The 12,150-nt window shown below is 72.3% G+C and carries 16 protein-coding genes; 12 read left to right on the top strand and 4 right to left on the bottom strand.

Features of this window, described 5'->3' with window-relative positions; genetic code table 11:
* Window positions 1–16: 16 nt before the first annotated feature.
* The 4 genes from Asi02nite_RS21460 to Asi02nite_RS21445 are packed head-to-tail and all read right to left on the bottom strand — an operon-like array spanning window position 17 to window position 2,167.
* Window positions 17–421: a GNAT family N-acetyltransferase gene (locus Asi02nite_RS21460; RefSeq protein ID WP_203715600.1), complete on the bottom strand. Its 405-nt coding sequence runs from the start codon at window positions 419–421 to the stop codon at window positions 17–19.
* Window positions 422–467: 46 nt separating this feature from the next.
* Window positions 468–1,052, bottom strand: coding sequence for a hypothetical protein (locus tag Asi02nite_RS21455; protein WP_239126888.1), 585 nt, complete (start codon window positions 1,050–1,052; stop codon window positions 468–470).
* Window positions 1,049–1,417 carry an MmcQ/YjbR family DNA-binding protein gene (locus Asi02nite_RS21450; protein WP_203715598.1) on the bottom strand — a complete coding sequence of 123 codons (369 nt, stop codon included), beginning with the start codon at window positions 1,415–1,417 and terminating at the stop codon, window positions 1,049–1,051. The genes Asi02nite_RS21455 and Asi02nite_RS21450 overlap by 4 nt, the downstream gene beginning before the upstream one ends.
* Window positions 1,418–1,426: 9 nt before the next feature.
* Window positions 1,427–2,167 (bottom strand): prepilin peptidase, encoded by a 741-nt coding sequence (locus Asi02nite_RS21445; protein WP_239126886.1) that lies wholly within the window; start codon window positions 2,165–2,167, stop codon window positions 1,427–1,429.
* A gap of 483 nt (window positions 2,168–2,650) precedes the next feature.
* Here Asi02nite_RS21445 and Asi02nite_RS21440 point away from each other — a divergent pair, with 483 nt between their 5' ends.
* From Asi02nite_RS21440 to Asi02nite_RS21385, 12 genes are read left to right on the top strand one after another with little or no spacing between them, the layout of a single operon-like run.
* The gene (locus Asi02nite_RS21440) at window positions 2,651–3,196 is read left to right on the top strand and encodes a hypothetical protein (RefSeq protein WP_203715596.1); all 546 of its coding nucleotides are present in this window, start codon (window positions 2,651–2,653) and stop codon (window positions 3,194–3,196) included.
* On the top strand, window positions 3,190–4,137 hold the full coding sequence (locus Asi02nite_RS21435; protein WP_203715594.1) for a hypothetical protein: 948 nt from the start codon (window positions 3,190–3,192) through the stop codon (window positions 4,135–4,137). Before Asi02nite_RS21440 ends, Asi02nite_RS21435 begins: the two co-directional genes overlap by 7 nt.
* Window positions 4,134–4,781, top strand: coding sequence for an SAF domain-containing protein (locus tag Asi02nite_RS21430; RefSeq protein WP_373312301.1), 648 nt, complete (start codon window positions 4,134–4,136; stop codon window positions 4,779–4,781). Before Asi02nite_RS21435 ends, Asi02nite_RS21430 begins: the two co-directional genes overlap by 4 nt.
* A gap of 3 nt (window positions 4,782–4,784) precedes the next feature.
* Window positions 4,785–5,582: a CpaE/TadZ family protein gene (locus Asi02nite_RS21425; RefSeq protein WP_203715592.1), complete on the top strand. Its 798-nt coding sequence runs from the start codon at window positions 4,785–4,787 to the stop codon at window positions 5,580–5,582.
* Entirely contained in the window at window positions 5,572–7,137 is a 1,566-nt protein-coding gene (locus Asi02nite_RS21420; protein WP_203715590.1) for a TadA family conjugal transfer-associated ATPase, read from the top strand. The genes Asi02nite_RS21425 and Asi02nite_RS21420 overlap by 11 nt, the downstream gene beginning before the upstream one ends.
* Window positions 7,134–8,039, top strand: a complete 906-nt coding sequence (locus Asi02nite_RS21415; RefSeq protein ID WP_373312300.1) for a type II secretion system F family protein — start codon at window positions 7,134–7,136, stop codon at window positions 8,037–8,039. The genes Asi02nite_RS21420 and Asi02nite_RS21415 overlap by 4 nt, the downstream gene beginning before the upstream one ends.
* The gene (locus Asi02nite_RS21410) at window positions 8,036–8,911 is read left to right on the top strand and encodes a type II secretion system F family protein (protein WP_203715588.1); all 876 of its coding nucleotides are present in this window, start codon (window positions 8,036–8,038) and stop codon (window positions 8,909–8,911) included. The genes Asi02nite_RS21415 and Asi02nite_RS21410 overlap by 4 nt, the downstream gene beginning before the upstream one ends.
* Window positions 8,912–8,938: 27 nt before the next feature.
* The gene (locus tag Asi02nite_RS21405; protein WP_203715587.1) at window positions 8,939–9,169 is read left to right on the top strand and encodes a hypothetical protein; all 231 of its coding nucleotides are present in this window, start codon (window positions 8,939–8,941) and stop codon (window positions 9,167–9,169) included.
* A gap of 3 nt (window positions 9,170–9,172) precedes the next feature.
* Window positions 9,173–9,619 (top strand): TadE/TadG family type IV pilus assembly protein, encoded by a 447-nt coding sequence (locus Asi02nite_RS21400; protein WP_203715585.1) that lies wholly within the window; start codon window positions 9,173–9,175, stop codon window positions 9,617–9,619.
* Window positions 9,612–10,061: a TadE/TadG family type IV pilus assembly protein gene (locus tag Asi02nite_RS21395; RefSeq protein ID WP_203715584.1), complete on the top strand. Its 450-nt coding sequence runs from the start codon at window positions 9,612–9,614 to the stop codon at window positions 10,059–10,061. The genes Asi02nite_RS21400 and Asi02nite_RS21395 overlap by 8 nt, the downstream gene beginning before the upstream one ends.
* On the top strand, window positions 10,061–10,516 hold the full coding sequence (locus tag Asi02nite_RS21390; RefSeq protein WP_203715583.1) for a hypothetical protein: 456 nt from the start codon (window positions 10,061–10,063) through the stop codon (window positions 10,514–10,516). Before Asi02nite_RS21395 ends, Asi02nite_RS21390 begins: the two co-directional genes overlap by 1 nt.
* A gap of 8 nt (window positions 10,517–10,524) precedes the next feature.
* On the top strand, window positions 10,525–11,610 hold the full coding sequence (locus tag Asi02nite_RS21385; RefSeq protein WP_203715582.1) for a LysM peptidoglycan-binding domain-containing protein: 1,086 nt from the start codon (window positions 10,525–10,527) through the stop codon (window positions 11,608–11,610).
* The last annotated feature ends 540 nt before the right edge of the window (window positions 11,611–12,150 follow it).

Genomic DNA, 12,150 nt, shown 5'->3' with positions numbered 1-12,150 from the left:
ATCGCGGTTGTCCGGCTCAGCCGGACAAGGCGATCAGTCCGGCTTCGGTCGGGCGGAAGCCGCAGGCTCCGAGGTAGAAGTCGCGGAGGTGGGGTTCGAAGTCGACGTGCAGCCAGTGCACGCCGGCAGCGCGGGCCTGGTCGGCGGCGAGTCGGACCAGGCGGGCGCCGACTCCCTGATGGCGGGCGGTCGGCGCGACGACCGTGTCCAGGATGAAGGCGTGGGTCGCGCCGTCCCAGGCCACGTTGACGAAGCCGACGAGCGCGCCGTCGTCGGCACGGGCACAGACCCACCCGAGGCTGTGCCTCAGCAGCCGGCCCGACCAGTCGTCCGCGGCGGCGGACGGTCCGAAACCCGCGGCGTGCAACGCGGTGATCTCCGCGTTGGTGAACCGGCCACGCCACTCGAACGCCACTGACATCAGCCGCGTCGGCTCCGACGCACCGCCGGGCGCAGGACGCGTCGGGTCACTCCGGAGCCGCCGCGACGTGTAGTCGACCAGGTGACGGACGGCCGTCGAGCGATGTCGGGTCGACGCTCCAACGGCCCGCCAGGCGCGCGACATCGTCCTCACCGACCAGGAGAGCGTCGTCGTCAGGGGCCGCTTCCGGGAGGCCCAGCGCGCGTTCCGCGTCGTCAGGGTCGCCGCGCCACTCGGTGACCGCGCCTGTTTCGCCCACGAAGTCGAAAGCGCGGACCAGGACGCCGTCGACCGCGCGGACCCAGCGGTGTTGCTCGCCCACCCGGTGGGTCGCGAAGAACTGCACCTCGGTCTCCAGCGCGACCGAAAGCGCCACCGCCTCGACCGTGCTCGGGATCGTGAACAGCCGCCGGCCGGCGACCAGGATCCAGTCGTTGTCGCGCGCCCCGGGCAGGGGCGGCGTCACCGCCAGCCGGTCGTCGGTCAGGTGCGCCAGGTCGACGCCCTCGCGCCACGGTGCCGGGCCCAGGTCGCGCAGGCCCAGGGCCTCGACGACCGCGCCCGGGTCACGGCCGCGGATCGCCAGCCATGCCTGCTTGCGGCCGAACCCGACCATCGTCTCCGCTGTCACCCGTTGGACGTTAGCGCGCCCGGCGGGCCCTCCAGGAATTCCCGCGCGACCCGCTTGGGAACGCACATCCGCCACGAGTCGAGCACGAGCTCACGCATCTCGGCCTCGTCGAGCGCGGCCAGCCGCACCCGGACCCAGTTGTAGCGCTCGTCGGACGGCTCCGGCATCAGGAACTTGTCGGGCTCGGCCGCGACCAGCGCGGCCCGCTCCTCTTTGGGATAGCCGAAACCCATCACCGCCTCGTCACGGGAGAAGGACAGGAACACGATCTGTTTGACCCGGAACTTGACCCGGTCGCGGACCAGCACCTCATAGGCCCGCGGCAGCGTGCTGGCGAGCCGGCGCACCTCGTCGATGGTGACCACGTGACCACGCTACGAGCCGGGTACGACAAGAATCCCCACCACCGTCCCCAGCACGAGGAACGGCCCGAACGGCAGGTGGCTCGACCACCGCACCCGGCCGAGCACCAACAAACCCAGACTGACCACCGCCGACGCGACCAGGCCGGCCATCATCCCCAGCAAAACCGCGCCCCATCCGAACCAGCCGAGCAGCGCCGCACAGCTCAGCGCGAGCTTCGCGTCACCGAGACCGAAGCCCCGCCGCCCGAGCACCAGCGTCGTCGCCGCGAAGAACAGCGCGACCGCCGCGCCCGCCAACACCGCACGCCACCACCGGTCGAACCCACCACCGACCGCGGCGGCCGCACCGAGCAGCAGGACCACGCCGACAGCGGCCGGCAACGTCAACCGGTCCGGCAGCCGGTGCACGGCCAGATCGACGAGCACCAGGGGTACGGCGAACGCCGCCCACCACGCATAAGCGGGCACGACGGCGAGCGGCACGGCCACCACCCCCACCACGACGGCCAGCAGCGCGAGCCCCTCCACCGCGAACGGCGGCGGCCCCACCCGCGCGGCGCACGCACCACACCGCCCGAGCGGCCACAGCGCACCGTCGAGCCCGACCGCGCCGTCACACGCCGGGCAGGTGTCCCGCCACGGCATACCCGGCGCCACGGCGTGGCGCAGCGCCAGCCGGCGCAGCAACGGCACCACCAACACGGCCGGTAGCCAGCGCGGCGCCGTGCGTACGCGTCCTGCCACCGTCACGACAACCCTCCAACAGTCACGGAACGTGTTGGCATGATCGCAATAGTCGATCTTCCAGGACCACGGGCGGCCACGCCGGCCGGACCAGGGTCCGTGGACAACGTCGCGCCATCAACAGCCCGAGAGCCGATCCGTGAATCGGACACAAACCGACGGTCTCGCGCATATCGCGGCGCGAATCGCACACGCTGTCCGTCGTTAGATAAGAACCGCGGATCGCGTACACCCGAGTGCCGCAGCCGGCCGAAATACGCCGCCATGATTGATCCTTTCCGGCCGATCCAGCCCGCAGCCGTGACCGTACGTGTTATTTGAGATCGCCCCTGTTGCATCGGCGATCGTCAGCCTATGCTCGGCCCTCGGGTGTTGCACTACCGCCGATAAAGCTCGTAAATACGAAACGCGGGTCGGATCACCGTCCGACCTTTGGATGACCACGCCCAGTCTCGCCCACGGTCCCAGGCGACGCAGGGAGGATGCACCGTGCCCGCACCACGAACGGCGTGCGCCGTCGTCGCCGTCGCGCTCGCGGCGGCCCTTGCCGCCTGCGGTTCCGAGCCGCCCGCGACGGCCTCGTTCGACAATGCGCCGGCGCGCTCGGCCGACCCCGAAACGGCCACGGCCACAAAGGCCGCTCTCGACGCGTACGCCGGTTATCTCGCGGCCGCCCGAAAGGCCGAGGCAATTCCGGACCCGAACTATCCGGAGCTGAAGAAATACCTCGCCGATCCGCTGCTGACCCGCGTCCGGACCACTATTCGCGACATTAAGGAGCACGGTGCGATGCGTACCGGCAAACTCATTTCCGACCCACGCGTAACCGCCGTGAGCTTGGATTCCGTGCCGGCGACCGTCTCGATCCAGGACTGCATCGACGCCACCGGCTACACGATGGTCAACGCGAAGACGAAGAAGAAGCTCAAGGACCACACCGCCGGCCGATACGTGGCCACGGCGACCGCGAGCCGCTACCCCGACGGCCGCTGGTTGGTCAACGTCGGCCTGGCGCACCGGGACCAGCCGTGCTGACCCGACACAAGGCGACGCGGCTCGCCGTGTTCGCCGCCGGCCTCATCCTCACGCTCGCCGCCGCGAACGCCGTCACCGCGCTCGCGGCCGACGGCGGCGCGGAGTGCCCGCCCAACCAGACCACCTGCGAAGGCTGGGGCGAGGAGGGCGGCGGCACGGGCAACGGCGGTGGCGGCGGCAATGGCAACGGAAACGGCAGTGGCGGCGGTGGCGGCGGCCCATGCGTCCGCGACGGCGAGGAAGTGCCCTGCCAGGACCCGCTGCTCGGCTGGTTCAACTCCTCGGACGGCTGCTACTACCGGGTGGCCGAGCCCCAACCGGCGGGCGTGCCGGAGGGCATGACCTCCTACATCCGCAGTTGCGGCGCCGGCGGCCTGGCCGGCGGCGAGCCCGTCGTCCTCGCGGATCCGCCTCCGGGCTTCGCGGCGCCCGACCCCGCGGAACTGGCCAACCGCGCGCTGGCCAGCCTCGACCTGCTCCCACCTGAGCTGGGCATCGCGCCGGAGCCGGGCAAGGCCGGCCTGGTCGGGCTGCCGGTCTGGCTCTGGGTGCCGGCTGACACCGACCCGGGTGACGACGAGAGCAGTTGGGGTCCGCTCACCGCCAGCGAGTCCGAGGGCGGCGTCACCGTCAACCTGGTCGCCGTGGTCGAGCGGATCGTCTGGGACATGGGCGACGGCAACACCGTGACCTGCACCAACCCCGGCACGCCGTACGTGCGTCAGGGCGGCAGATCGCCCACCTGCGGGTACGACGGCTACCGCGTGGCCAGCAAGCGCAGCGCCGCCGGCAAGGCCGTCCCGTTCGAGGTCAGCGCGACCACCACGTGGAGCGTCACGTGGGGCGTCGGCGACGACCAGGGCAACACGATCGGCGGCGTCTTCCGGGAGAGCGACGTCGCGGAGATCCTGATCGACGAGCTCCAGGTGGTGACCAAGTGACCGCGACGCCCACCCGCAACAACGCCATCCCGGTGCCCGCACCGGTGGCCCCGCCCAAGGTGATCCGCCAGCGCCGGATGCGCCCAGGGCTGCTCGGGCTCGCCGTGCTGCTGATCGCGCTCGGCGGCCTCGGCGCCGCGTTCGCGATCACGTCGGTGAAGGCGACCGGCTCCTACCTCGCCGTCGCGCGCCAGGTGCCCCAGGGCACCACGCTGACCGCCGACGACCTGGTGACCGTACAGGTGGCTGGTGGTGCCGGCCTGGCACCAGTGCCGGCCAGCCAACAGGCCCAGGTCGTCGGCAAGCGCGCCGCCGTGCCGCTGGTGCCCGGCTCGCTGCTGACCATGGGGCACCTGACCGACAAGCCGCTGCTCGGCGCGGGCCAGCAGCAGGTCGCGCTCGGCCTGCGGGCCAACCAGGTGCCGGCCCGGCGGCTACAGCCGGGCGACAAGGTGATCCTGGTCGGCACACCCGAGAAGGGCGCGGCCCAGGCGGTCACCCGGTACGACGCCACCGTCATCGACATGGCCGTGGAGCGCACGAACGCAACGGTCTACCTCGCGCTCAAGGCCTCCGACGTGGCCGCGGTCGTCCTGCTCGCCGACGCCGACCGGATCGCCGTCGTCCTCACCCCCGGTGCGTGACGGGTGGCGATCATCGCGCTGGTCTCCGGCAAGGGCGCGCCGGGTGTCACCACCACCGCCCTGGCCTGCACCCTGACCTGGCACCGACGCCTGGTGCTGGCCGAGTGCGACCCCGCCGGCGGCTCCATCCTCGCCGGATACCTGGGCGGCGCGCTGGAGGGCCGGCGCGGGCTCGGGGAGGTCGCCGTCGCGGAGTTGCGCGACGGCAACCTGGAGAGCCACTTCTGGTCGCAGCTCGTCGACCTCGACGCGCCCCGGCGCGAGCGGCTGCTGCTGCCGGGCCTGGTCGATGCCGCGCAGGCCGGCAGCGTCACGCCGTTCTGGCAGCGGTTCGCGGACTTCTTCGGCACGCTCGACCGCGGCCAGCCGCCGTTCGACGTGCTGGTCGACTGTGGACGGATCCAGGTCGGCAACCCACCGTGGCCGTTGCTGCGCGCCGCGGCCACGGTGCTGGTGGTCACCGGCGCCCGGCTGGCCGACCTGTCCGCGACCCGCGGCGCCGTCAAGGCCATCGAACGCGACTTCGCCGACCATCGCGTGCCGTCCGGCAACCTTCGGCTGGTCGTGGTCGGCGACGGCCACCCGAAGGCGGAGATCAGCAAGGCGATGCGGTTGCCGGTCATCGGGCAGCTACCGCACGACCCGCGTACCGCCGAGGTGTTGACCCACGGCGGCACCGTCCGCGCCAACCGGCCCCTGATGCGGGCGGCCGGCGCGCTCGAGGTGCCGGTGCACAGCCTGCTCGAACGGCGCCGCGCCCGGCTGAGCTGGCCCACCACGGAGGTGAGCCATGCGCTTTGAGCCCGTCGCACACGACCCCCGGGGCGCCACCTCGACCGTCCCGCCCCTGCTGCCCAACGGCCGCCACCACCACCCGGAGCCGGCCCACCCGGCGCCCGCCAACCACCCCGCGCCGCCCGAACACATCACACCCGCACCAACCGCGCCGGAACCCCATTCGCGCCGCCGCGTCGACTTCGCCATCGTCCGGGAACTGCGCCGGGAGCTGTCCGAGCGGCTCACGCGCTGGCAGCGCGGCCGCGACTACACACCGGGCGAGGAGGACCTCGAGCGCACCCGGCTGGCCGTCGAGGTGGTCGCCGCGTACGCCGACGCCGTCCGCCGGGCCGGCACCCCGCTGCACGCCGCCGACGAGCGTGCCCTGCTCGACCAGGTCACCGCCGAGCTGGTCGGCCTCGGTCGGCTGCAGTCGCTGCTGATCGACGAGTCGATCGAAGAGGTGCACATCCTCGGCTGCGACCAGGTCCGGATCACCCGGCACGGCGGCGGTGTCGACTGGGGCGACCCGATCGCCGACAGCGACGAGGAGATGGTCGACATCCTGCAGGCGGCGGCCCGCCGCGCGGGCTCCACCGAGCGCTCGCTGTCGACCTCGAAGCCCACATTGGACCTGCAGCTTCCCGACGGGAGCCGGCTCGCGGCGGTGTTCCTCGTCAGCCATCGCCCGTACGCGGTGATCCGGCGACACAACACGCTCGACGTGACGCTCGACGAGCTGGCCGGCGCCCGCGCCGACCTCGACGAGATGGTCGACCCGCTCGTGCGCGACTTCCTCCGCGCGGCGATGCGGGCCGGGCTCAACATCATGGTCGCCGGCCTGGCCGGGGCCGGCAAGACCACCGTGATCCGGGCGCTGATGAACGAGATCCCGGCCGACGAGCCGTACGTGCTGCTCGAGGAGAGCCGCGAGCTGCTGCCCGCCCGCCGGCAGCTCAAGCACCGCGCGGTGATGAGCTTCGAGGCCCGGGAGGGTCACGGCGAGCGCGGCTTCGACGGCCGCCCGGCGGGCGAGGTGACGATCGCCGACCTGATCCCCGTCTCGCTGCGGATGGGCGTGCTGCGGATCATCGTCGGCGAGGTCCGGTCGCGCGAGATCGTGCCGATGCTGCAGGCGATGACGACGAGCCGCGGTTCGATGTGCACGATCCACGCGCGTACGCCCGGCGGGGTGAGCGAACGCATCATCGAGCTCGCGCTCTCCCACGGCCGGGAGATGACCGTCGACCAGGCCCGCCGGATGGCCGGCAACGCGCTGGACCTGATCGTCTACGTGACCGTCGAGGACGAGACCGCGATCGGCGGCCGCAAGCACCGCTTCGTCTCGCACATCGAAGAGGTCATCGGCGTCAGCGAGCACAACCGGATCGCGACGACGACCGTCTTCGGGCCCGGCGCCGACGGGCGGGCGATCCCGCGCCACCTGCCGGAACGGGTCCGCGATCAACTGCTGCGCATCGGGTACGACGCCCGCATGCTCACCCGCTACATCGAGGCGGGTGTCGGTGCCTGGCGCCGGCCGCGACACACCCAACTGCGGCAGCGGGGTGGCCTGTGAAGCTGCCCGCCGACCTCGAGCTGATCGCGCTGCTGTCCGGCGCCGCCTGCGTGGCCGGCATCGTGCTCGCGGTGGTCGCCGTCGTCGGCACCACCCGGCCGGCCCGGCCCGGCTCCGGTGGCTCGTTGCTTCGTCGACTGTGGACGGGCGCGAGCGACCACCCGCGGGACCGCCGCCGCCATCAGACGCTGCTGGTCTGCGCGGCCGCGGCCGGCGCGCTCGCGTTCCTGGTCACCGGGCTCCCGGTGGTCGGCCTGCTGGTGGCCATCGCCGTGCCGGGCACGCCGTGGCTGTTCACGGTCGGCCGGGCCGAGCAGCGGGCGGTCGCCCGGATCGAGGCGATCGGTGAGTGGACCCGCCGGCTCAAGGACGTCTCGGGCACCGGGCAGGGCCTGCAGCAGGCGATCGTCGGCACGGTCGCGACCGTGCCGGAGCAGATCCAGGACGAGGTACGGCTGCTCGCCGCGCGGTTGCAGGCCGGCTGGCAGGCCCGGGCGGCGCTGCTGGCGTTCGCCGACGACATCGCCGACCCGGTCGCCGACCAGGTGGTGGCCGCGCTGATCCTGCACCTCAGCGACCGGGGCGAGCGCCTCGGCGACGTGCTGGGCTCGATCGCCTCGGCCGCCGCGGCGGAGGTGGCCACCCGGCGCGAGGTGGAGGCCAAGCGCACCCAGCCCCGGTTCGCGGTGCGTTTCCTGACCGGCATGGTCCTGCTGGTGCTCGGGTACGGCCTGGTCAACCCCGACTACATGCGCCCGTACGGCACGCCGACCGGCCAGATCGTGATGGTCGTGCTGGGCGGCATCTTCGTCGCCCTGCTGGCGTGGGTCCGCACGATGAGCCTGCCGCCGAAGGCCGCGCGCTTCCTCGCCGCACCCAAGCTGGAGGAGGCCATCCGATGATCGTCAACCTGCCGTTCGTCGGTGGCGTCGTGGGCGGCGCGCTGATCGGCGCCGGGCTGTTCGTCATCGTCCGCGAGTCGATGCCCGCCGCGCCCGCGCTGGCACCGGCGTTACGCCGGCTGCACCAGCCACCGCTTGCCACACCGATGGCGACCGCCGCGCCGGGCCGCAACCTCGACTGGCTGGGCGGACTCTCCCGCTGGCTGCGGCCGCCCACCCGCGACCTGGCGCTGCTCGGCCGCACACCCGAGCAGTACGCGCTGTCGCTGCTCATCTCCGCCGGCGCCGGCCTGCTCGCGCCGGTGCTGCTGACACTGATCTTCCAGATGCTCGGCATCGGGATGCCGTTCTTCGTCCCGGTGATCGGCAGTCTCGGCCTGGCCGCCGTCGCCGCGTTCGTCGCACACCGCGACGTGCTGAGCAAGGCCGAACGGGCGCGGCGCGAGTTCAGCCGGGCCGTCTGCACCTATCTCGACCTGGTGGCGCTGCAGCTCACCGCGGCGCACGGGCCGGTGCAGGCGCTGGAGAACGCGGCGACGGTCTGCGACGGCTGGGTGTTCGAGCGGATCCGCACGGCACTGCGGCTGGCCCAGTTGCAGATGCACTCGCCGTGGGACGAGCTACGCGAGCTGTCCGAGGAGATCGGCGTGCCCGAGTTGGGCGACGTCGGCGCCATCATGCAGGCCTCCGGCACCGAGGGCGCCCAGGTCCACGAGACGTTGCGGACCCGGGCCGACTCACTGCGCGACCAGATCCGCACCGACAACCTCAGTCGCGCCGAGGCGGTCACCGGCCGTCTCGACGTACCCGGAGCGATGCTCGTGTTCGTACTCATGGGCTTCGTTCTCTACCCCTTCCTGACCCGGGTCTGACCCCGGGCATTTGAAAGGACGCACGTCATGGTGTACCTCGCCTATCTCTACACGGTCGCCAGCGCGCGACTGCGCACCCTGGGTCGCGACGGCGAAGGGGACCGGGGCGACAACCCGGTGCCGACCGCGATCATCATCGTCGGCCTCGCGCTGATGGCCGGGCTCGTCGTCGCCTGGGCGATGACCACGGCGGACGGCTTCATGGACCAGTCGGGCGACATCGCCGAGATGCCGGGCGGCGACGGCGGCGAAGGCTGACCGATGGGCCACCTACCGATCCCGGGTACGGGCGCCACGCGGGCGCTCCGGCGCCGGGCCGTACCCGGGGATCGGGACCGCGGCGCCTCACCCGTCGAGCTGGCGATCGTGGCGCCGCTGATCATCCTGTTGCTGTTCCTGGCCATCCAGATCGCGGCGGTCTTCCTCGCCCGGTCGGCCGCCCTGTCCGCGGCGCAGGAGGCCGTCAGTGCCCAACGCGCCTACCAGGCGCCCGCGGGAGCCGGCGTCGCCAAGGCCAACGAGTTCCTCACCCACACCGGCGACTGGTTGACCGACACGTCGGTCGAGCCGGCACCCGCGGAAGCCGACGAGGTGGCATTCACGGTGACGGGGCAGGCCTTGTCCGTCATCCCGGGCTGGGACTTCCCGGTCACGCAGACCGCGCACGGCGAGGTCGAGCGGTTCACGTTCGCGGACGAGAATGACTAGCGCGGGGTCGGCCGCCCGCGGGTCGGCGTCGGTCGAGGTGGCCATCCTGCTGCCGGCGTTCATCATGCTGATGGTGGTCGCGTCGTTCGTCGGGCGCGTGACGATCGCGCAGAACGCCGTCGACCTGGCCGCACACGACGGCGCCCGCGCGGCATCCATCGAACGCGAGAGCGGCCTGGCCGCGGCGGCGGCCACCGACGCCGCCAACGACACGCTCGACGAACTCGACGTGCTCTGCGTGAACCGCACGATCACGCCCGCCGTCGACGCCGCGTTCGCCAACGACGAGCTCGGGCCACAGGACGGGCCGCCGCCGGTGGTCACGGTGACGGTCGAGTGCGTGCTCGACTTCGTCGGCTTCCCGTTCATCGGCTCCACCACCACGACCGTGCGGGCGAGTTACACCTCGCCGCTGGACTGGTACCGCGGACGGAGCCTGTGATGACCGCCGCACGCTCCGACCGTGGCCGGGTCAGCGTGTTCATCGCCGTCGCGCTCGTCGGTGTGCTGGTGGTGATCGGCCTGACGTTCGACGGCATCGGCCGGATCCGGGCCTACCAGCGGGCGGCGAACATCGCGGCCGAGGCCGCCCGGGCCGGCGGTCAGGCGATCAACGTGGCCGACGCGATCGCCGGGACACCGGCGACGGTCGACGTGGCCGCCGCGACCAGCGCCGCGCTGGCGTTCATCGACAACCTCGACGACCCGACGATCGTCGACCGCGCCGTGTCCCTGGGCGAGGACGACGACGGCAACGAGAGCACCCAGTTCCTCCGGGTCACGGTCACCATCTCGTACGACGCGGCGATGCTCGATTTCTTCGGCTTCGACGACACGTACCCGGCGGAGGCCGAAGCCACGGTCGAACTGGTCACCACCACCAATGCGACTTCGTAGGGGGTTCCGTGAGTGTTTCCACGCCCCGCCGCGTGGGGCAGATCCTCACCGGCCTGGGCGCGCTGGTCGTGCTGGTCGGCCTCGTCGGCGGAGCGCCGATCGCGCTCCTCGCCTTCGCGGGCAATCCGTTGCCTGACCACCTGCCCACCTTCGCCGAGATCGGGACGGCACTGACCAGCCGCGACGACGGGCGCCTCTTCGTCCGGCTGCTGGCGGTCGTCGGCTGGTTGGGCTGGGCGACGTTCGCCCTGTCGGTGCTGGTCGACCTGCCGTTCCGGGTGGTCCGCCGGCCGACGCCCCGACTACCCGGGCTGCGCCGCCAGCAGCGGGTGGCGGCGGCGCTGATCGGCTCCGCGCTGATCCTGATCGGCAGCCCGGCCACCTCGGCGATCGCGTCGACGGGTTCGGAGTTCCCGCCGGGCGCCACCGTGGCGCCCTGGGCATCGGCTCCGGAACGCGTCACGACCACGCCGGCAATTGCTCACACGGGCGTCGCGCACCTGCTGCCGGTCGCGGCGCGCGCCGATGAGCCGCGCTACCAGGTGGAGCGCGGTGACTATCTGGGTTCGATCGCGGACCGCTACGTGGGCGACTTCGGCGACTATCCGGAGCTGGCGCGACTCAACAAGATCAAGGACGCGGACCGGATCTACCCGGGCCAGTTGCTGCGGTTGCCGGACGACGCGCGGGACCGCGGCTACCGCCCGCACGCCAGCGGCATGGTCATCCAGCCCGGCATCGAGGACGGCCACGACCCGACGAAGCCGCCCCCGCCCGTGGCGCCGCCTCCCGCCCCGACCCAGCCGCCGCCGGCCCAGCCATCGCCCCCGCCGGTGGTGACGGTGCCCCCGGTGCTGCCGGCACCGGACCCACCGAAGATCGTGCCGCTGCCACCGGCATCACCGGACCAGAACATGGCAGCGGGCCCGCAAGACAACCACTCGGAGTTCCAGATCAACCGCCCGTTGGCCGTCTCCGCCGTGATCGCCGCCGCGGCGATCGTAGGCGCGCAGGTCGGCACCGTCTTCGGACTACGCCGTAAACCGGCCGGGACCCCGGTCGACGGCGGCCGCCACCGCGCCGGAGACGACTGACCTGCCCCACCACGGGCTCCCGCCGCTGTTCGGGCGGCGGCGGGAGCCCGTGGTCTTTATCCGCAAGCCAAACCGTGGAGTGACCGACCCAGGAATGCAGCCGAAACGCTCCAAGCAGGACCCAAGGATTGCCCGGGTCCGCCGGGGGCACGACCGTCGCTCCCGCCGGGCAAATCTCGCTCCGCTTCGAGCCAGGCCCGCGTTGGGCAAAGGCCAGACGTGTTCACGGCGACGACGAGAAGCCGTTGACCGAGGCGGCGCCTGGATCCTCCCGGGAGGACGGACAGAGGCAGCGTGCGCCGTGGTGCCGGATGTCCGTGCGACATCGCCCACCGCGGTGGCCGAACGCGGTAACCACCTCGTTGACCACTGCGCTCGCGGGTGCCATCGCCTATTGCCCGCGGGCTAAATGCAGCCGACGCGACGATCGCGCTCGCAGGTGGCATCGCCAGCCCGCAGCCGAAACGCGGCCGCCGGCTCGATGACCGCATTCGCGGATGACATCGCCAACCCCGCCGAGACGCGGCCGCCTCGATGACC

Origin of the sequence: Asanoa siamensis, from assembly GCF_016862555.1 — a bacterium.
GTDB classification, from domain to species: Bacteria; Actinomycetota; Actinomycetes; order Mycobacteriales; family Micromonosporaceae; genus Asanoa; species Asanoa siamensis.
Note: the sequence above shows the minus strand (reverse complement) of the source record. Positions and strands in the feature narration are given on the sequence as shown.